The sequence below is a fragment of the Spirosoma harenae genome (assembly GCF_054776975.1).
This window is the reverse complement of record NZ_BAAHBD010000024.1, coordinates 24,273-41,260: the sequence shown is the minus strand read 5'-3', so window position 1 is coordinate 41,260 and position 16,988 is coordinate 24,273. Positions and strand designations below refer to the sequence as shown.

Here is a 16,988-nt window from a genome sequence, read left to right as displayed (position 1 = left end):
ATCATACATCCATTTCAAACCACCCGCACGACTTCCGGTTCTTCAGAAAGATAAACTAATCGCCCCTCGACCTCAGGAAATCCCATCTCCCGGTAAAGATTCGTAAAATACCTTAACGAAGCCGTCGGATTTCGCGGTTCTGCAGTAGAGTCATTATTTACCGGCCCCATCATAATCGACTCATACTGAACCAATACGATAGAACCATCCGGAAAATACACGACTCGATGCGGTGCTCCGTGCATTCGTTTGCTACTTAAAATAGTCCGGTCTGTATCGACCCGAAGTTGGGAATTGAATAAAGCAGCCAAGTCCGAATGCGTGACAATGGCTAGTATACTATGTTTCAGCGCTTCGCATTCCACCTTACGAATGAGTCCCTCGCTAACGAGTTTTCTAAGAACAGGATCAATCGTATCAGGGCCTTTAATCAGTGTCAGAGCCGCTAAAAGCTTACGATCCTGCTCACGAGTTTGCTCAAATGTAGCGACATCGAAGATTCGTTCAGCCATCCGTCGCAATTGCAAATCCTGGCCCCGATGCCCACTCACAATTTCGTCCAGAATAATTTCATCGGTCTGGTCATCTGTTTTCTGACGGGAAATTGACTCTGCACATTGGCTAATCGGGTAAGAATATCGGCCATCCTGCCAGACACATTCGCATTTTTGGGCTACTTCACTATCGCGCAGGAACGCATGCAACCAATGACTTATCGTATTCGGTTGTCCTTTGCCAAATTCTTTGGCTTCACTAATGATGTATAGTCGATCCGTCGGGCGCGTGAAGGCCACGTAAAGCAGGTTCATGTTTTCCAGAAATGTGCGCGTCATTTCCTCTTCATATTGCCCCGCAATTGATTCAGGTGCAGAACGTAGTTTACTGGTGGTATTCGCTGGGGCCGACAGCAACCGGATCACCTGTCCTTCTTCCGTTGCATGTGTCAGCACATCCGTTCGAACCTCACCCAGATTTAGCCAGATGGTACTATCACTGATCGGTTCGACGCGCCAGTTGGCAAATGGAATAATCACTACCGGAAACTCCAATCCTTTCGATTTGTGGATGGTTTGAATACTTATAGCATTACGGGTATTACCTTCTACTGAGATTCGCTGACGTACACTTTCCCAGTAATACAGAAAATCACTTAAATGACCACTGCGTTTCTGATTGAATGTCAACACTTCGTCTAAAAATCGAAACAAAAAGGGATTATGCTCCGTCTGCTTGAATAAGCCGCACTGTGCAATCAACCGTTCAGTCAGTTCGTAGGGATTCAATTGCCCTAATGCATATGGATCGAACGGATAGCCTTGATCCGAGAGATAGGCATAAACTTTCGAAATTTCTCCTTCTGCAACAGTCCGAAGTTTTTCGGTTAAAGCCTCGTCGGGAAAAATTCCCTGTACAACTCTATGAAACAGAAATAGCAGTTCATAGTGCAGCATTTTATGATCAGGACGCTGGAGCACTTGCATAAACGTAACCAGCCATTTTACCGGATCTGAGAATTCCAGCGACAATGAGTCGGCCGATACAAGCGGAATCTGACGGGCATTCAGTTCGTTTGCCAGTATTTTCGCATGCGATTTTTTGCGGCACAGAATTGCTATATCGCCATATTGATAGCCATCGATAAGGGCTCGTTCCAGATGCTCAAGTGTCTTTTCCAGCATCTGGTTGATTAAATCTTTATCCGTTCTTTCTTCCTTTGCTACGAAGTCAATTTGCACATGACCACTTTTCCTGGCGTTGTGCGCCGGGAATTGATGAAACTGTTGGCTCGCGTCGAATACGTCGGCTACCTTGGCGTGTTGTTGATCAAATTTACGGGCGGTGAATTCAAAGAATTCATTGTTGAAATGAACGATCGGTTCGGCGCTGCGCCAGTTGGTATTTAGCTTTTCCGGTTGCAAATGTTTACCAAGCGTTCCGATCCGATCAGCCGTCCATGAAGCCGGATTGTGCGCTTCTTTCAAGCTCCTCAAATCTTGGCGATGCAGGGCCACAATCTGATCCATATCGCCCCCCCGAAACCGGTAAATTGCCTGTTTGCCGTCGCCCACGACCAGGTTAAAATGCTCGCTACCGAGCGCATTCTCTATTAAAGGCAATAAATTGGCAAACTGAAGCCGGGATGTATCCTGAAACTCATCGATGAGAATGTGATTGTACCGAACCCCCAACCGTTCATACAAAAATGGCACTGGCTCCGACGCTACAATCGAGAGAATCTTTTTGTTGAATTCCGAAATATGTACTCGTCCGTCCTTGCGAAGCAGATCATCGAACTCAACCCGCATCTGTTTCAGCAATGCCAGTTTCTGTAGATGAGGCAATAAACAATCGAACAAGGCCACCTGACGGCTGGTCGACTCCCGAATGGTTTTGATCTGAACTATACACTCCGTTAGTTCGTCGACCATGCCATCGATGATCGCCTGAACTGGCAACGGCGTTTTTTTAATATACCAGTCACCATTATTTATAGCATTGTTGACTCGCACACCTGCATCTTTCTGCGAATCACCACCTGCCACTTCTTTAATAAACCCGCCTACACCTTTGATACCATACGCAAAATCGACTTCCGACAAGCCAGCGTCTGTAATTCGTTTCCATGCCTGCTTTCCAAAGCCAACGATTGCTTCTTCAATTTGTTGATTGTGGCTAATCAATTGCTCCCGAATCGTTCGCAAGGCAATGGACGGAAGTTCCTGAGCCGCATTCACTGCTTCGTAAAATTGATCAGACGTCAAATTGCGGCCAAATTCCTTGAGTACTTCAGGAAGTTGGTTCCAGCTTCTTCCCTCCGTTGCAGTTTGAGTGTAATACTCACTTAAGATCGTCGTGATCTCCTCCATTTCCTCAGTGCCAGCTTTCTCAATAAGATTATCGATAGCCAGTTCCAGCACTTCATCAGTCTCTAATTCAACCTCGAACGAGTACGGCAATCCGAGTTCGTCGGTAAATGCCATAACAACGCGCTGCGTAAAGGAGTCAATGGTAGTAACACTAAAATCTGCGTACCGATGGAGAATGGTTTTGAAAACGGAAGCAGCTTTCTGACGGAGTTCGTTTTTATGATCCGCAAACGAATCGCTGATAGGCGAACTGCCATAAAGCTCAACGACTAATTCATCCAAGAAAGAAGATTCACCTTCTCCGGCTATATCGGCAAGACGTTGTAGTATCCGGTTCTTCATTTCATTGGCGGCTGCATTGGTAAAGGTCACCGCCAGAATATGCCGGAAATAATCGTCCTTCGCTCCTGGTCGTAGGGCCAGTTTTAGATACTCTCGGGTTAGTGTATACGTCTTACCCGATCCCGCCGAAGAACTATAAACTTTGAACATCGTTGCAAGGAGCGAAGATCATTGAGCAGGGAATAGAGTCAATCCTTACCCCTTGCTCCCTACCCTGTATTCCTCGTCTATTTCTAAAAATTATACCGCAAGCCCAACCCCGTGTTTAAACTTAGAAAAAAGGGAGCCTGGAGAAGTTCAACATAACCACCCGCTTCCAGAAAAAAGGAATAAGGTTTACTAGCCGGAAACACTTCAAGACCGCCAATACCTGATGGGCCTATCGACAGCGCATTTTCGTATTCTCCATTTAATCGGGGCGGATAATAACGTCGGGTATTGATCTGACCACCAAATCCATAATACGCCCGAAAGCTTTCACTCTTGGTCAGTGCCGTATGCCATATCAAATGCCCCTGAACCGTTAATCCTACATTTTTGTATTCGCCGGATCGGTAACTTCGTTTGGTTCCATAAATCCCTCCGTAGGTACCTATATTTAGATCAAACGCTTTATTGTTACCAAAATATTTGCGAACGTTAGCCCCCGATGGTTCCCCAATCCGGAACCCTACCGACCAATTGTTATATTGAGCAGTAGCCAGCTGAGGGGCTATCAAAAAGCCCGAAAGAGCCAGCCATGTGATTAGAAATGATTTTCTCATAAAGTAGATGTAGTCAGTCTTAGACTAGAGATTTCGGTTTTCGTAACCGGTCACCAGTAAAAACTCAACCATTGGACACTAATTCCGGTTTCGTTGCTTCATCACCAGTTCCGAGCGGTAATTCTGTTGCAACTGCCGTAGAAGCAATACCCATTTGCTGAAGTACTTCCAGAAGTCGCTCATTCTCAGCCTTTGTTCCTACCGAAATACGTAGACATCCTGCACAAAGTTTCACTTTAGAACGGTCACGAACAATCACTTGCTGCTCAATTAAGTGTTCAAAAATGCCTTTAGCATCATCAAACTGAACCAGCAGAAAATTAGCGTCAGATGGATGAACAACTTGTACAGAAGGCAAAGAACGCAGTTTTTCCGCCAAAACCTGGCGTTCACTCAACAGTTGAGTAACCATTTTGTTCTTCTCCGATTCATGCTCAAGCGCATTTAAGGCCAGGTTTTGGGTAGGTGCCGAAATGTTGTAAGGTGGTTTGATCTTGTTCAGGATTTGAATGAGTTCTTCCGATGCAAAACACATTCCCAGGCGCAAAGCGGCCAATCCCCAGGCTTTTGAGAAGGTCTGCAATACAATCAAATTCGGATAGTTGTCTAGTTCTTTTGTCCAGGAGGGCGCATCAGCAAAATCAATATAGGCCTCATCCACAACAACTAACGATTGATGAGCTGCTTCCAAAATCCGTCGAATTGCATCCGTATGTAATAGATTTCCTGACGGATTATTCGGTGAGCACAACCAGATCAATTTGGGAGCCGGCCGATCAACAGTCGGCATCATTGCTGCCAGAACAGCGTCTGTATCGACCTGAAAATCCGGCGTTAAGGGCACTTTAACTAACTCAATATCATTCACCGCTGCCGACACTTCATACATTCCATAGGTTGGCGGCATAATCAGCAGACTGTCTTTACCAGGTACGCAGGTAGCCCGAACTAGCAAGTCAATCGGTTCATCAGAACCATTGCCCAGAAAAACCTGGGATGGTCGAACGCCTTTAATTGGAGCTAATCGCTGTTTGATTGCCCATTGATGCGGGTCTGGATAGCGGTTGTAAGTTCCGTCTTCCGTTGTTGAACCGATTGGATTTTCATTGGCATCCAGGAACACGCCTATTGTACCAGTGTACTCATCACGAGCCGATGAGTAGGGAGTAAGCGATAGAATATGAGGCCGAAGCAGGCTATTGAGATTGAACATAGTACTACTACTTTATTAATTTTCAGGAGTTGGGCGCCAGCGAAAGGATTGATCATCCATGGCACGCATGGTGCACAATACTCCATTTAAATGATCGTATTCATGCTGAATTAATTCCGATAACCCCCAATCCGACACGTTCCAGGTATGCTCCTGCCAATGTTCATCACGATAGGTCATCACCAAATTTCGATGTCGTCGAACTCGTACCAGCAGATTTGGAAAACTCATACAATCGTCCCATAACTCGCTCATTTCTTCACTGGTAGAAACCAGTTCAGGATTGATAATCACTTGTGGTTGATCAACATTCAGGTAAATCAACCGTTTCATGATGCCAAGTTGCGGAGCGGCAATACCTCGTCCAAATTGGTATTTCGCCCGAATTTCTTCCATCACATTGTGCAGATCAGCCACCCAGTTTGGCACCAGCGAAAGCTCCGATTCCAGCACAGGTTCGCAGGTTTCATACAGACGTGGATCGCCTAAAAGCAGAAGATCGGCGAGGTTTTTCATGAGTGCAGAATATCAGCCAATGGAATGACTTGTACACCTTCGATATCAGCAAAATCAGCTACGTTATTTTTCAGTACAGGCTGGTTATATAAAAGCCCTGTTGCAGCGATTATTGAATCGGCCAGCGAACGTTTCCGTTGTTGACGCAGACGAATAGCTTCCGTAATAATATCGTCGGTAATTGGAAAAATAAATGAAACATCAAGCCATTTTTCCAAATCCGTTCTATGGTCAGGACGTAGTTTATGATATCCAAGTACTTCTAACTTAGTAATCATAGAGACATATAACTGCCCGCTTTGTTCGGATAAGTATGAGCACAATACGTCACTTACAGGTTCAATGGCACAGATAAGTATATTACTGTCCAGAATCATTCTTCACGTCTAGGTAATACTCTATCCCAACTACGTATTTCTCGTTGCCACTCCGAAGGGTCGCCAAACGATTCGCCCGCTCCCCCTTTTGCGGCAATTTCATACATGATCTCAATAAACTCCTTTTGCTTGGCAGCCTGCTCATTATCGACAACTCGGGCATTAAATCTTGACAGTACAGCGTGCAAAGACTCTTTATCCTGTGGAGTATCGAATTCAATTAGTACACGCTCCATAACTTTTCGTTTTCAGCAATATAAGCAATTTTAAGCAGGATTTGCTTCTTTCAAACTAGCCAGCCGAAGGCTTACTGCTCGCTTATGAGCATCAAGAGATTCAGCTTCAGCCATTGCTTCAACGACTGGACCAACGTTCTGTAATCCCTCTGGCGTAATGTGCTGAATGGTAATTTTCTTAACAAAACTATCGAGTGATACACCACTATAAGCCCTTGCAAACCCGTTTGTTGGTAAGGTATGATTCGTTCCTGATGCATAATCACCTGCAGATTCGGGCGTGTAATTCCCCAAAAATATAGACCCCGCATTCAGGATCTTCTCCGCTACCTCTTCTGCATTTTCTACACTAAGAATCAGGTGTTCGGCAGCATAGTCGTTTAATAAGTCAATTGTATCTTCCTGGTTCTCAAGCAAAATCATCTTGCTATTTTCCAGCGCCTTGCCGGCCATTTCCTGTCGGGATAATTTACCAAGCTGGGTTGTAAGTGTTAAGTTAACACTGTTAAGAAGCCGTTTGCTGGTTGATACCAATAAGACCTGACTATCGATACCATGTTCAGCCTGAGAGAGCAAGTCTGCTGCCACAAAAGCCGGAATGGCCGAATCGTCTGCATAGATAGCCACCTCACTTGGGCCGGCAGGCATATCAATCGCAATCCCTTCTTTGGCGATTAACATCTTGGCCGCTGTGACATATTGATTACCCGGTCCAAAGATTTTGTACACCTTCGGCACCGACGCCGTTCCGTATGCCATAGCTGCAATGGCTTGTGCGCCACCAATGCGAAACACTTTGGTAACGCCAACTAAGCTAGCAGCAAAATAGATAGCCGGATGATCGCTTGGGGTACAAAGCACAATCTCCCGACAACCAGCCAACTGGGCCGGAATACCCAGCATCAATACAGTACTGAAAAGAGGAGCCGTTCCTCCTGGGATGTACAAACCTACTTTCTCAATCCCGACACTTTTTCGCCAGCATGTTACACCCGGCATTGTCTCGATCTTCTCAACAGGTTGTTTCTGCTTCTCGTGAAATAGTCGAATGTTTTGATAAGCCTGCCGAATCGCAGATTTTAGCGTATCACTAAGTTGCGCTTCAGCAGCTTCAAGTTCAACTTTACTTATCTGCAATTGCTCAGCGTGAAGATCAACCTTATCGAATTTTTTCGCCAGTGAGATCAATGCAGTATCGCCATCAGCTTTTACCTGCGCCAAAATAGGCTCGACGGCCGCTTCAATCTGCTCTGTCGACTGCACAGGCCTTGCCAGCAAGGCTGGCCATTCTGATCGGGTTGGAAATGGGATGATGTTCATAGCAATAGTGATGAACGATGAGTGATGAACGATGAGTGATTTGTCGCGTCAGCCAACTCATCATTTATCGTTTATCACTCATCACTATTTTAATAGATCATTTTCTCAATAGGAATCACCAGGATCCCCTCAGCACCGGCCGCACGAATGGCTTCAATATTTTCCCAAAATTCGTTTTCGTTCAATACGGAATGCACTGAACTCCAGCCTTCGGTAGCTAGGGGTGTTACCGTTGGGCTTTTCATACCCGGCAGCAAAGAGGTGATTTGCCCAAGCGCGTGGTTCGGCGCATTCAGCACGATATATTTGTTATTCTTGGCAACCTGAACCGCTTTTAGTCGAAATAGTAGTTTGTCTAGTAATGACTGTTTTTCGGGCTCTAGCGTTGGACGCGCAATCAGGATCGCTTCCGAACGGAAAATCGTTTCTACTTCTTTCAAGCCATTGCTTAGTAACGTGCTACCGGAGCTGACAATGTCACAAACCGCTTCGGCAAGACCAATGCTTGGCGCAATCTCGACTGATCCGCTGATTTCATGAATCTCAGCCTTAACACCCTGTTCAGCCAAATATTTACCAAGTAAATTCGGGTATGACGTAGCAATGTTTTTACCTTCCAAACTCGCAATGCCAGTCCACTCAATACCGCGTGGAATCGCAATAGACAGGCGGCATTTTGAGAAGCCCAACTTATGAACCGTCTGCACCGATCGATTCATTTCAACGGCAACGTTTTCACCAACAATTCCTAAATCAGCAACGCCATCTTCGACATAACCGGGAATATCATCGTCGCGAAGGAATAGGAATTCGGCGGGGAAATTCGACGAAACCGAGCGAAGTTTACCGGTACCATAATCGAAACGGATACCACATTCTTTAAAAAGCTGGTACGAATCTTCGCTCAGCCGACCCGATTTTTGTAAGGCAATTCGTAATACAGAAGACATTAACTGATGTATGATCTAGGATGTATGATATGGTTCATACACCACGTAATCCATTGATTTTGAAAAGATAGCCTGTCAATACATACACAGACAGGAAAATTAGGGGGCAAAAATACAGGAAAACGGGAATACGTTGCCTTATTAAATTGCTTGTTTAGCAACCGTAATGATAGCGACAATGTCGAAAGGGAGAATGAGTAGCCCGTTGTGAGATCATGTCGCAAAAGTACGTATTCAATATGAGACCTAAAAGGTTTTTGAAAACCTTTTAGGTCTGTAAGTTCGTATCTTTGTCGTATGATGCTGACGCAGAAACAACAAACTATCAAGACTAGTACTAGCTCTACAATTACCGAACCGACAACAGCACTCCCTGTTATGGAAGCGTTTTATACGCTTCAGGGTGAAGGAGCCCATACCGGACGAGCCGCTTACTTTATCCGGCTGGGCGGCTGCGACGTCGGTTGCCATTGGTGCGACGTAAAAGAATCCTGGGATGTTAATGCTCATCCCAAACTACAGATTGATACTATCCTCGAAGGTGCCTTACAGCATCCTGGTCGTATGGCAGTCATCACGGGCGGGGAGCCTTTAATGCATGATTTAACCGGATTAACCGCTGCACTTCAGAAGGCGGGGTTTCAGACGAACATTGAAACATCTGGCGTTTGTGAAGCTGTTACGGGTTCCTGGGACTGGATCTGCTTCTCACCAAAGAAATTCAAAAAGCCTAATCCAGCTATTTTCGATAAAGCCGACGAGCTTAAAGTGATCATTTACAATCAATCTGATTTTGCGTTTGCGGAGTCATTTGTCCCCTTTTTGCGACCCGATTGTAAACTCTTTTTACAAACAGAGTGGAGTCGTTCCAATGAAATGCTGCCTCGCATCGTTGATTACGTAAAAAATAATCCGCAATGGCAAATCTCGTTGCAAACGCACAAGTACATGGATATTCCGTAGCAGGTGGCAAGGGGCTTGGGGCATGGGGTAAAAGCAAATACCCTCAGTCATACGTCCTCTGCTCTCTGCTAATAATCTTCCTGCTCCTTGTACCATGCTCCATGCTCCTTGCCCAAAGCAAAAAAGCGAAGGATCTTTATGATCAATCCATCAAATTGTTTGGCGAGCGAAAAGCTGGGGAAGCGATTCCATTTATGGAACAGGCCGTTAAAGAAGATCCTACCTTTACAGATGCCTACCTAAAACTCGGTCAGCTATACGAATTCACCAAACGATACGACCCAGCGCTGGCAGCCTACCGCGCTGCGGTTAAGCTTCAACCCGACAGTCCCGGATCAGGTGCAGCCTACCAGTCTTTAAGTAACACCTTACTTCGGCTAGGTCGATACGGTGAAGCGCTTCCCTATCTCGAAAAATTTCAAACCTTATTTCCTGCCCAATCTGCTCAGGCAAAGCGGATTGCCAATCAGATTGAGACGGCTCGATTCGGCATGGAAGCCGTGCAGCACCCGCAGGCAGTTGACCCAAAACCTTTGTCGTCAGTACTGCAAACAACCCTTTCTCAATATTTCCCGGTATTGACCGCTGACGAGCAAACATTGGTGTTTACCGCTTTGAAACCAGAAGGCGACGAAGATCTGATGACAGCTACGTTCAATGGTGAGGTCTGGTCTCCTCCCTCCTCCCTTGCCGCTGCAATTAATACACCTGAAAATGAAGGAACTCCCAGTCTCTCAGCCGATGGCCGAACCATTGTTTTTACCGCTTGTCAGGGACGCAAAGGTTTTGGCAGTTGCGATTTATACATGAGTCATAAGACGGGTAATGAATGGTCAAGCCCAGAAAATTTAGGACCTACAATTAACACTCGCTATTATGAATCTCAACCTGCTTTATCGGCCGACGGCCGCCAGCTTTATTTCGTTTCGGATCGGCCAGGTGGCAAAGGGCGTCGCGATATTTGGCGGAGTGAGCGAAGTACAAATGGCGAATGGACCGAGCCAGTCAATCTGGGCGAGCCAATCAATACCCCTTCAAATGAAGCTTCGCCCTTTATTCATCCTAACGGACAAAGCCTGTTTTTTGCTTCAGAAGGACACATCGGAATGGGTGGTTACGATTTGTTTATAGCTGATAACGGCCCTACTGGCTGGTCTAACCCGACCAACCTGGGCTATCCTATTAATAACTCAGAAGATCAGGCTTCTTTGTTTGTATCAGCCAATGGAACCCGTGCCTATTATTCATATGAGGAGCAGAAAGATGGCGTTTCCCAAAAATCACGATTGTATGCATTCGATTTACCCGAATCACTACGAGAGCGAGTCAAACCGGTTAGCTATTTAAAGGGAACTATAGCCGATGCCAAGACGAAAAAGCCACTGGCCGCTACTGTAGAACTTATTGATTTAAAAACGAATCAGGTGGTCTCGCGTGTACAAGCCGACGCAACGACCGGCCAATATACCGCTGTATTACCAAGCGGGGGCGAATATGCACTCTACGTAAATCAATCCGGCTATTTATTCAAAAGTCTCTCCTTCGATTTCACCCAGAAAACAAAAGGTGAAGGAATAACCCTGGAAGTACCGCTCGAGCCAGTTATTGCCGGAGCAACAGCCAATGAAACGCTGAATAATTTATTCTTCGAATCAGGCCGATATGATCTAGCCGAGAAATCACGTACAGAACTGGGTCATTTAGCAACCTTTCTACAGACTAATCCAACCGTAAAAATTGAAATTTCGGGTCATACTGATGACAAAGGCGATGCAACCGCTAACCTAACGCTGTCGCAGAAACGCGCACAGACTGTAGTTGCTTACCTTACAGAAGCTGGAATCCCAACAACGCGTATCAAGGCGGTTGGCTATGGAAAAACCCGTCCGCTAGTACCGAATACCACCGAAGAGAACCGGCGGCTAAATCGACGCATCGAGTGGAAAGTGTTATAGCATTGGGCAAAGGGCGTTGGGCAGAGGGTAAGAAATAGCGTATAAGACCCTATGCCCTTTGCTTTTTGCTTTCCTGCGGGATTTTTTTCAATTTTGTGTATGTTGTCCTAACGCCTTTCCTGTAGAGAGCAGGCATTTATTTCGTCATCAGGCAACACATTACCTCAAAAATGACTCCCGAACACGTTAAGTGCTTAATTATAGGTTCCGGTCCAGCTGGTTACACAGCTGCCATTTATGCCGCTCGGGCAAACATGCAACCCGTTCTTTATCAGGGCGCTCAACCCGGCGGACAGCTTACCATCACGAATGAAGTCGATAATTTTCCTGGTTATCCCAATGGTGTTCATGGTCCTCAGATGATGCAGGATCTCGAAGCACAGGCTCGTCGATTTGGTACCGATATTCGCTACGGCATGGTTACCAAAGTTGAGTTTACGGATCAACCTAGTCCGGGAAATCCTCATCGTGCCATTGTTGATGATAAACTTGAAATTACGGCAGATGCGGTGATTATCTCGACAGGTGCCACCGCCAAATGGCTTGGCTTACCCTCCGAAATGCGTCTGAATGGTCGTGGCGTTTCAGCTTGTGCCGTTTGTGATGGATTCTTTTTCCGCGGTCAGGACGTAGCTATTGTTGGTGCTGGCGATACGGCGGCTGAAGAAGCCAGCTATTTAGCAAATCTGTGTCGTAAAGTGTATATGCTGGTTCGACGCGATGAGATGCGGGCTTCGAAGTTCATGCAGCAACGGGTTAAAACGGCCCACAACATCGAAATCCTGTATAATACCGTAACTGAAGAAGTGTTGGGCGATGAGGGTGTAGATGGCGTGCGAATCAAGAATACACTAACAAATGAAGAAGCTACGTTAGACGTTACCGGATTTTTCGTAGCCATTGGTCATAAACCAAATACAGACATTTTTAGTGAGTTTATCGATTTGGATGAGAATGGATATATTCTCACCGAAAAGGGAAGCACACGAACGAATATACCCGGCGTATTTGCCTGTGGCGATGCTCAGGATAATATTTATCGTCAGGCCATTACGGCAGCCGGCACAGGCTGTATGGCAGCCCTGGACGCTGAACGTTATCTGGTCACACTGGAAATGCAGGGCGAAGAAATTGTTCACTAACAAAAAGTCGATAGTTCCTAGTTACCAGTCGCTAACCACTATCGATTGGTAACTAGGAACTATCGACTCATCTATATAACTGATGAGAGGAACCGCTACACAGTGGCTACTGGCCATTGGGTGCTTGTGCATAACCCTAACCGCACAGGCCCAGGAGCGCGGGCGATTTAAAAATAACCTGCGTATTACGCCCAAAAATGGGGCAAACCCAAACGCACCAGTCGTCGAACAGCCGCAAAAAGCGGACGACGCGTTTGAACAAGAAACTACTCAACTGCGCTTCAACAACCAGTTTGAGCCTAAAAAAGAGTTGAACCCAGTCGTTAGTGAAGATACCAGTCAGATCGATCAGGGAGAAACTAGTGTCGTTGAAGTTATTGACTCGGTACTCGTAGGCAATGAATGGGTAAAAATTGCGGATTATTACGCCGTTTGGGATTCGCGAACCATTGACCCGTATAATATTGACCCGCTTCAGTTCGATGAAACGGTCGACATTAAGTTATACGATCCACCTGCCAACCGTTATTGGTCAGCTCCATTGGATGAGGGAAAAATGACTTCTAATTTCGGGTACCGCTGGGGGCGATGGCACACGGGTACAGATCTGGATTTAGAAACCGGAGACCCCGTTTATGCTGCGTTCGATGGCATTGTTCGGGTCGTAGGCTGGGATGGTAATGGCTATGGTCGTTATGTGTTAGTGCGTCATTATAACGGTCTCGAAACGCTTTATGGGCATATGTCGAAACAAACCGTGGAGACAGGCCAGTTGATTAAGGCTGGTGACCAGGTAGGGTTAGGGGGCAATACAGGCCGCAGTTACGGAGCCCACCTACACTTCGAAACGCGTTACGAAGGAAATCCTTTCAGTCCACTCAACATATTCTCTTTCCCGGAAAACGCTATTGTTTCCGATCATTTTCTACTGACGGGTTCTGTTTGGGATTATCTCCGTGGAGGTCGGTCGTCTTCATCTGAAGGCAGTAGCAAACCCCGCTTTAAGCGAACAGTTTTGCATAAAGTCAGGTCAGGTGAAACGCTTAGTTCAATTGCTGAACGTTATGGCATGTCGCTCTCGTCATTAAAGCGAAAGAATCATATTTCGGGATCGCGACTTCGTCCTGGCCAAAAAATACGTGTACATTAAGCAGACTATTGGATTGTGCAGAAAAAACGTTACCTTTGCACCCTCATTTCCAATTTCATACACAACACATGTACGCAATCGTAGAGATCGCAGGACAGCAATTCAAGATCCAGAAGGGTCGTTCTATCTATACCCACCGGTTAGAGGGCGATGTGGACGCTGTACTTGCCTCCGACAAGGTGAAGGTTCTCCTTGTTGATAACGAAGGGAGCATCTCCGTCGGTGCCCCAACTGTTGCTGGAGCAGCAGTATCGGCCAAAATCGTCGAACACCTGAAAGGCGAAAAAGTAATCGTCTTCAAGAAAAAACGCCGGAAAGGATATAAAAAGAAAAACGGTCATCGTCAATACCTGACGAAAGTCCTTATTGAAGACATCACTCTTTAAGTTATAAAGTTGTATAGTCGTAAAGTGATCGATTCAACAGATAAACTTTACCACTCTATAACCCTGTAACTGTATAACTCCTTAAACAAATGGCACACAAGAAAGGTGTAGGTAGTTCCAAAAACGGCCGCGATTCGCACAGCAAACGTTTGGGTGTGAAATTATTCGGCGGTCAGTCGGCTATTGCCGGCAACATTATCGTGCGTCAGCGCGGTACAAAACATCACCCAGGTCTCAACGTTGGATTGGGTAAAGATTATACGCTGTTTGCTTTAGCTGATGGCGTTGTGAAATTCCGTCCAGGTCGCAACAGCCGTTCTTACGTAGATATTATTCCAGCTGGTCCTTCGGCAATTGAAGTAGCTCCTATTGCAGCTGCTCCAGTTGAAGCGGCTGCTGAATAGATAGCAAAAGTGATCATGAGACCCGTTTGGCAATCGTCAGACGGGTTTTTTTATGCCCAAAACTAAAAAATCGTTTCTGCTGTTACCCTTTTACCATACGAAAGAACCGAACTATATACTTGTTATGAACTCTACGCTCAACCGTCCCGTATCTGTTTTTACGGAAGGAAGCCCCAATCCGAACTCAATGAAGTTCGTTGTAAATTTTGAACTTGTCCCCAGCGGTCTTTCATTCGATTATGCTGCACCCAGCGATGCGCTGATTGAGGGGAAAGCATCTCCCTTGGTAGTAGCGTTATTTGGCTTCGAGTTTGTCAGACGCGTGTTCATATCTGGCAACTTCGTTACGGTTACCAAAGATGATGATACTGAATGGGATGACGTACTCTTTGAAGTAAAGCTTTTCCTAAAAGATTATTTCAGCGAACAGAAACCCGTTTTTACCCAGCGGACGATGGATACCAATACCACCAAGCTGGATATGGATTCGGAAACGGTACAGAAAATAAAAGCCGTTCTGGATCAGTATATCCGACCAGCTGTTGAATCGGATGGTGGCGCAATCAGTTTTCACCATTTTGACGAGCCGAGCGGTACCGTCAAAGTTTTATTACAAGGTTCTTGCAGTGGTTGTCCATCGTCTACCCTAACCTTGAAAGCTGGTATAGAAAACCTATTAACACGGTTAGTGCCCGAAGTGAAATTAGTAGAGGCTGAAGGTGTGTAGCCAAAAGAAACTTGAAAGCATTTCCGCAAACTGCCCGTTTTTTCCGTACCTTTGCGGAAAATTTGCGCGGCACCTATGGCATCGTTTAATCCGGTTAAGATTTTTTCGGGGACTCAATCTACTTATTTGGCCGAAAAAATTGCCCATTATTACGGGAAAGACTTAGGGGGGTATACCTGCCGCCGGTTTAGCGATGGCGAAATGTCGCCCAGTTTTGAAGAGTCAATCCGTGGGTGCGACGTATTTCTGATTCAATCAACACCTCCTCCTGGAGACAATCTGTTGGAGCTTTTGTTGATGGTCGATGCCGCTCGACGGGCGTCAGCTCACTACGTAACTGTTGTGATTCCCTATTTTGGCTATGCTCGTCAGGATCGGAAAGACAAGCCCCGCGTATCGATTGCAGCTAAGCTAGTAGCGAATATGTTAGCAGCTTCTGGCGCCGATCGGTTGATGACCATCGATTTACATGCTGGTCAGATTCAGGGTTTTTTCGACTTTCCGGTCGATCATTTGGAAGGGACATCAGTTTTTGTGCCCTACATTCGAAGCCTGAATCTGGATAATCTGGTAATTGCCTCTCCGGATGTAGGTGGTGCAAACCGGGCCCGGGTATTCGCCAAGCATTTCAATGCTGATATCGTTTTGTGCGATAAACACAGAAAACGCGCTAATGAAATTGCCTCTATGCAGGTCATTGGGGATGTTGAAGGAGCTAATGTTGTTCTGGTCGATGACTTAATTGACACGGGTGGGACGATGGCTAAAGCGGCCCAGATTATTATGGACAAAGGGGCAAAATCGGTGCGGGCCGTTTGTACGCATCCGATTATGTCAGGAAAGGCTCACGAAAACATTTCTAATTCAGTGTTGGAAGAATTAGTGGTGGCCGATACGTTGCCCTTAAAAGCACCAAATCCTAAAATAAGAGTATTGTCAGTGGCCGAGTTATTTGCCAAAGCCATCGGTCGTATTCGAGATCATGAATCTATTAGTTCACTGTTTATAAAAAATTAATGAGCGAACGAGTGAACGAGTGAAAGAGCGACTGTCTCTATTTTCACTCGTTCGCTCATTCGCTCTATCACTCTTTTAATTTTACACATATGAAAAAAATCGAGATTGTAGGGTATCAACGAGCGAATCTCGGCCGCGCGGAATCACAGGCGATTCGGGCCGAGGGGAATGTCCCATGTGTATTGTATGGTGGCAGCGAGCAGGTTCATTTTTATGCGCCAGCTATCCTGTTCCGCGAACTAATTTACTCGCCTAATATTTTTGAAGTAGCCCTGAACATTGAGGGAGCTGAATATCGGGCAATTCTTCAGGAAACTCAATTCCATCCAGTAAGTGATGTACTTTTACACGCTGATTTCCTGCAGGTTACGGACGAAAAACCTATTAAAATTGCAGTTCCAGTTCGGCTGACGGGCTCTGCTCCAGGCGTGCAGAAAGGTGGTAAACTGGTAACTCGTGTACGCAAACTGCGCGTTAAAGGTACCGTAGCGAATATTCCAGATTTTATTGATATCGACGTATCGGATCTTGATCTGGGCAAATCCGTTCGGGTTGGTCAGATTCCCGTGAAAAACATCGAGATGCTCGAACAGGCATCAAACCCAGTTGCTAGCATCGAAATCCCACGGGCACTTCGTGGTCAGGTTGGCAAATAATAT

The 16,988-nt window shown here is 45.9% G+C and carries 17 protein-coding genes; 9 read left to right on the top strand and 8 right to left on the bottom strand.

Annotated features, from left to right (window positions below; genetic code table 11):
• Positions 1 to 14: 14 nt before the first annotated feature.
• The 8 genes from ACYVE4_RS22720 to hisG all read right to left on the bottom strand — a co-directional run bounded on the left by ACYVE4_RS22720 (position 15) and on the right by hisG (position 8,585).
• Positions 15 to 3,359, bottom strand: coding sequence for a UvrD-helicase domain-containing protein (locus ACYVE4_RS22720; protein ID WP_461042545.1), 3,345 nt, complete (start codon positions 3,357 to 3,359; stop codon positions 15 to 17).
• 83 nt (positions 3,360 to 3,442) lie between these two features.
• Positions 3,443 to 3,973 carry a hypothetical protein gene (locus ACYVE4_RS22715; RefSeq protein ID WP_461042544.1) on the bottom strand — a complete coding sequence of 177 codons (531 nt, stop codon included), beginning with the start codon at positions 3,971 to 3,973 and terminating at the stop codon, positions 3,443 to 3,445.
• A 64-nt stretch (positions 3,974 to 4,037) separates the two neighbouring features.
• On the bottom strand, positions 4,038 to 5,186 hold the full coding sequence (gene hisC, locus ACYVE4_RS22710) for a histidinol-phosphate transaminase (protein ID WP_461042543.1): 1,149 nt from the start codon (positions 5,184 to 5,186) through the stop codon (positions 4,038 to 4,040).
• A gap of 15 nt (positions 5,187 to 5,201) precedes the next feature.
• Complete coding sequence (locus ACYVE4_RS22705; RefSeq protein WP_461042542.1) at positions 5,202 to 5,702, bottom strand: peptide deformylase; 501 nt, start codon at positions 5,700 to 5,702, stop codon at positions 5,202 to 5,204.
• Positions 5,699 to 6,079 (bottom strand): type II toxin-antitoxin system VapC family toxin, encoded by a 381-nt coding sequence (locus ACYVE4_RS22700; protein WP_461042541.1) that lies wholly within the window; start codon positions 6,077 to 6,079, stop codon positions 5,699 to 5,701. Before ACYVE4_RS22700 ends, ACYVE4_RS22705 begins: the two co-directional genes overlap by 4 nt.
• Positions 6,076 to 6,315: a hypothetical protein gene (locus ACYVE4_RS22695; RefSeq protein ID WP_461042540.1), complete on the bottom strand. Its 240-nt coding sequence runs from the start codon at positions 6,313 to 6,315 to the stop codon at positions 6,076 to 6,078. Before ACYVE4_RS22695 ends, ACYVE4_RS22700 begins: the two co-directional genes overlap by 4 nt.
• A gap of 30 nt (positions 6,316 to 6,345) precedes the next feature.
• On the bottom strand, positions 6,346 to 7,635 hold the full coding sequence (gene hisD, locus ACYVE4_RS22690) for a histidinol dehydrogenase (RefSeq protein ID WP_461042539.1): 1,290 nt from the start codon (positions 7,633 to 7,635) through the stop codon (positions 6,346 to 6,348).
• A gap of 89 nt (positions 7,636 to 7,724) precedes the next feature.
• Positions 7,725 to 8,585 (bottom strand): ATP phosphoribosyltransferase, encoded by an 861-nt coding sequence (gene hisG / locus ACYVE4_RS22685; RefSeq protein ID WP_461042538.1) that lies wholly within the window; start codon positions 8,583 to 8,585, stop codon positions 7,725 to 7,727.
• Between the two features lie 378 nt (positions 8,586 to 8,963).
• Between hisG and ACYVE4_RS22680 the strand changes: the two genes are divergently transcribed.
• The 9 genes from ACYVE4_RS22680 to ACYVE4_RS22640 all read left to right on the top strand — a co-directional run bounded on the left by ACYVE4_RS22680 (position 8,964) and on the right by ACYVE4_RS22640 (position 16,985).
• Entirely contained in the window at positions 8,964 to 9,548 is a 585-nt protein-coding gene (locus ACYVE4_RS22680; RefSeq protein ID WP_461042537.1) for a 7-carboxy-7-deazaguanine synthase QueE, read from the top strand.
• A 101-nt stretch (positions 9,549 to 9,649) separates the two neighbouring features.
• On the top strand, positions 9,650 to 11,503 hold the full coding sequence (locus ACYVE4_RS22675) for an OmpA family protein (protein ID WP_461042866.1): 1,854 nt from the start codon (positions 9,650 to 9,652) through the stop codon (positions 11,501 to 11,503).
• A 170-nt stretch (positions 11,504 to 11,673) separates the two neighbouring features.
• Complete coding sequence (gene trxB / locus ACYVE4_RS22670) at positions 11,674 to 12,645, top strand: thioredoxin-disulfide reductase (RefSeq protein WP_461042536.1); 972 nt, start codon at positions 11,674 to 11,676, stop codon at positions 12,643 to 12,645.
• Between the two features lie 82 nt (positions 12,646 to 12,727).
• Positions 12,728 to 13,795: a peptidoglycan DD-metalloendopeptidase family protein gene (locus ACYVE4_RS22665; RefSeq protein ID WP_461042535.1), complete on the top strand. Its 1,068-nt coding sequence runs from the start codon at positions 12,728 to 12,730 to the stop codon at positions 13,793 to 13,795.
• 68 nt (positions 13,796 to 13,863) lie between these two features.
• Complete coding sequence (rplU, locus tag ACYVE4_RS22660; protein WP_461042534.1) at positions 13,864 to 14,181, top strand: 50S ribosomal protein L21; 318 nt, start codon at positions 13,864 to 13,866, stop codon at positions 14,179 to 14,181.
• An 89-nt stretch (positions 14,182 to 14,270) separates the two neighbouring features.
• Complete coding sequence (gene rpmA, locus ACYVE4_RS22655; protein ID WP_461042533.1) at positions 14,271 to 14,585, top strand: 50S ribosomal protein L27; 315 nt, start codon at positions 14,271 to 14,273, stop codon at positions 14,583 to 14,585.
• A gap of 124 nt (positions 14,586 to 14,709) precedes the next feature.
• On the top strand, positions 14,710 to 15,312 hold the full coding sequence (locus tag ACYVE4_RS22650; RefSeq protein WP_461042865.1) for a NifU family protein: 603 nt from the start codon (positions 14,710 to 14,712) through the stop codon (positions 15,310 to 15,312).
• A 75-nt stretch (positions 15,313 to 15,387) separates the two neighbouring features.
• A complete protein-coding gene (locus tag ACYVE4_RS22645) occupies positions 15,388 to 16,329 on the top strand; it encodes a ribose-phosphate pyrophosphokinase (RefSeq protein ID WP_461042532.1) in 942 nt (313 codons plus the stop codon).
• Between the two features lie 89 nt (positions 16,330 to 16,418).
• The gene (locus ACYVE4_RS22640) at positions 16,419 to 16,985 is read left to right on the top strand and encodes a 50S ribosomal protein L25/general stress protein Ctc (protein WP_461042531.1); all 567 of its coding nucleotides are present in this window, start codon (positions 16,419 to 16,421) and stop codon (positions 16,983 to 16,985) included.
• The last annotated feature ends 3 nt before the right edge of the window (positions 16,986 to 16,988 follow it).

Coding starts and splice junctions, on each gene's coding strand:
- ACYVE4_RS22705 (WP_461042542.1), bottom strand. CDS start 5,702: ATGAAAAACCTCGCCGATCTTCTGCTTTTAGGCGATCCACGTCTGTAT.
- ACYVE4_RS22720 (WP_461042545.1), bottom strand. CDS start 3,359: ATGTTCAAAGTTTATAGTTCTTCGGCGGGATCGGGTAAGACGTATACA.
- ACYVE4_RS22640 (WP_461042531.1), top strand. CDS start 16,419: ATGAAAAAAATCGAGATTGTAGGGTATCAACGAGCGAATCTCGGCCGC.
- ACYVE4_RS22715 (WP_461042544.1), bottom strand. CDS start 3,973: ATGAGAAAATCATTTCTAATCACATGGCTGGCTCTTTCGGGCTTTTTG.
- rplU (WP_461042534.1), top strand. CDS start 13,864: ATGTACGCAATCGTAGAGATCGCAGGACAGCAATTCAAGATCCAGAAG.
- hisG (WP_461042538.1), bottom strand. CDS start 8,585: ATGTCTTCTGTATTACGAATTGCCTTACAAAAATCGGGTCGGCTGAGC.
- ACYVE4_RS22645 (WP_461042532.1), top strand. CDS start 15,388: ATGGCATCGTTTAATCCGGTTAAGATTTTTTCGGGGACTCAATCTACT.
- hisD (WP_461042539.1), bottom strand. CDS start 7,635: ATGAACATCATCCCATTTCCAACCCGATCAGAATGGCCAGCCTTGCTG.
- ACYVE4_RS22650 (WP_461042865.1), top strand. CDS start 14,710: ATGAACTCTACGCTCAACCGTCCCGTATCTGTTTTTACGGAAGGAAGC.
- ACYVE4_RS22695 (WP_461042540.1), bottom strand. CDS start 6,315: ATGGAGCGTGTACTAATTGAATTCGATACTCCACAGGATAAAGAGTCT.
- trxB (WP_461042536.1), top strand. CDS start 11,674: ATGACTCCCGAACACGTTAAGTGCTTAATTATAGGTTCCGGTCCAGCT.
- rpmA (WP_461042533.1), top strand. CDS start 14,271: ATGGCACACAAGAAAGGTGTAGGTAGTTCCAAAAACGGCCGCGATTCG.
- hisC (WP_461042543.1), bottom strand. CDS start 5,186: ATGTTCAATCTCAATAGCCTGCTTCGGCCTCATATTCTATCGCTTACT.
- ACYVE4_RS22665 (WP_461042535.1), top strand. CDS start 12,728: ATGAGAGGAACCGCTACACAGTGGCTACTGGCCATTGGGTGCTTGTGC.
- ACYVE4_RS22700 (WP_461042541.1), bottom strand. CDS start 6,079: ATGATTCTGGACAGTAATATACTTATCTGTGCCATTGAACCTGTAAGT.
- ACYVE4_RS22675 (WP_461042866.1), top strand. CDS start 9,650: ATGCTCCTTGCCCAAAGCAAAAAAGCGAAGGATCTTTATGATCAATCC.
- ACYVE4_RS22680 (WP_461042537.1), top strand. CDS start 8,964: ATGGAAGCGTTTTATACGCTTCAGGGTGAAGGAGCCCATACCGGACGA.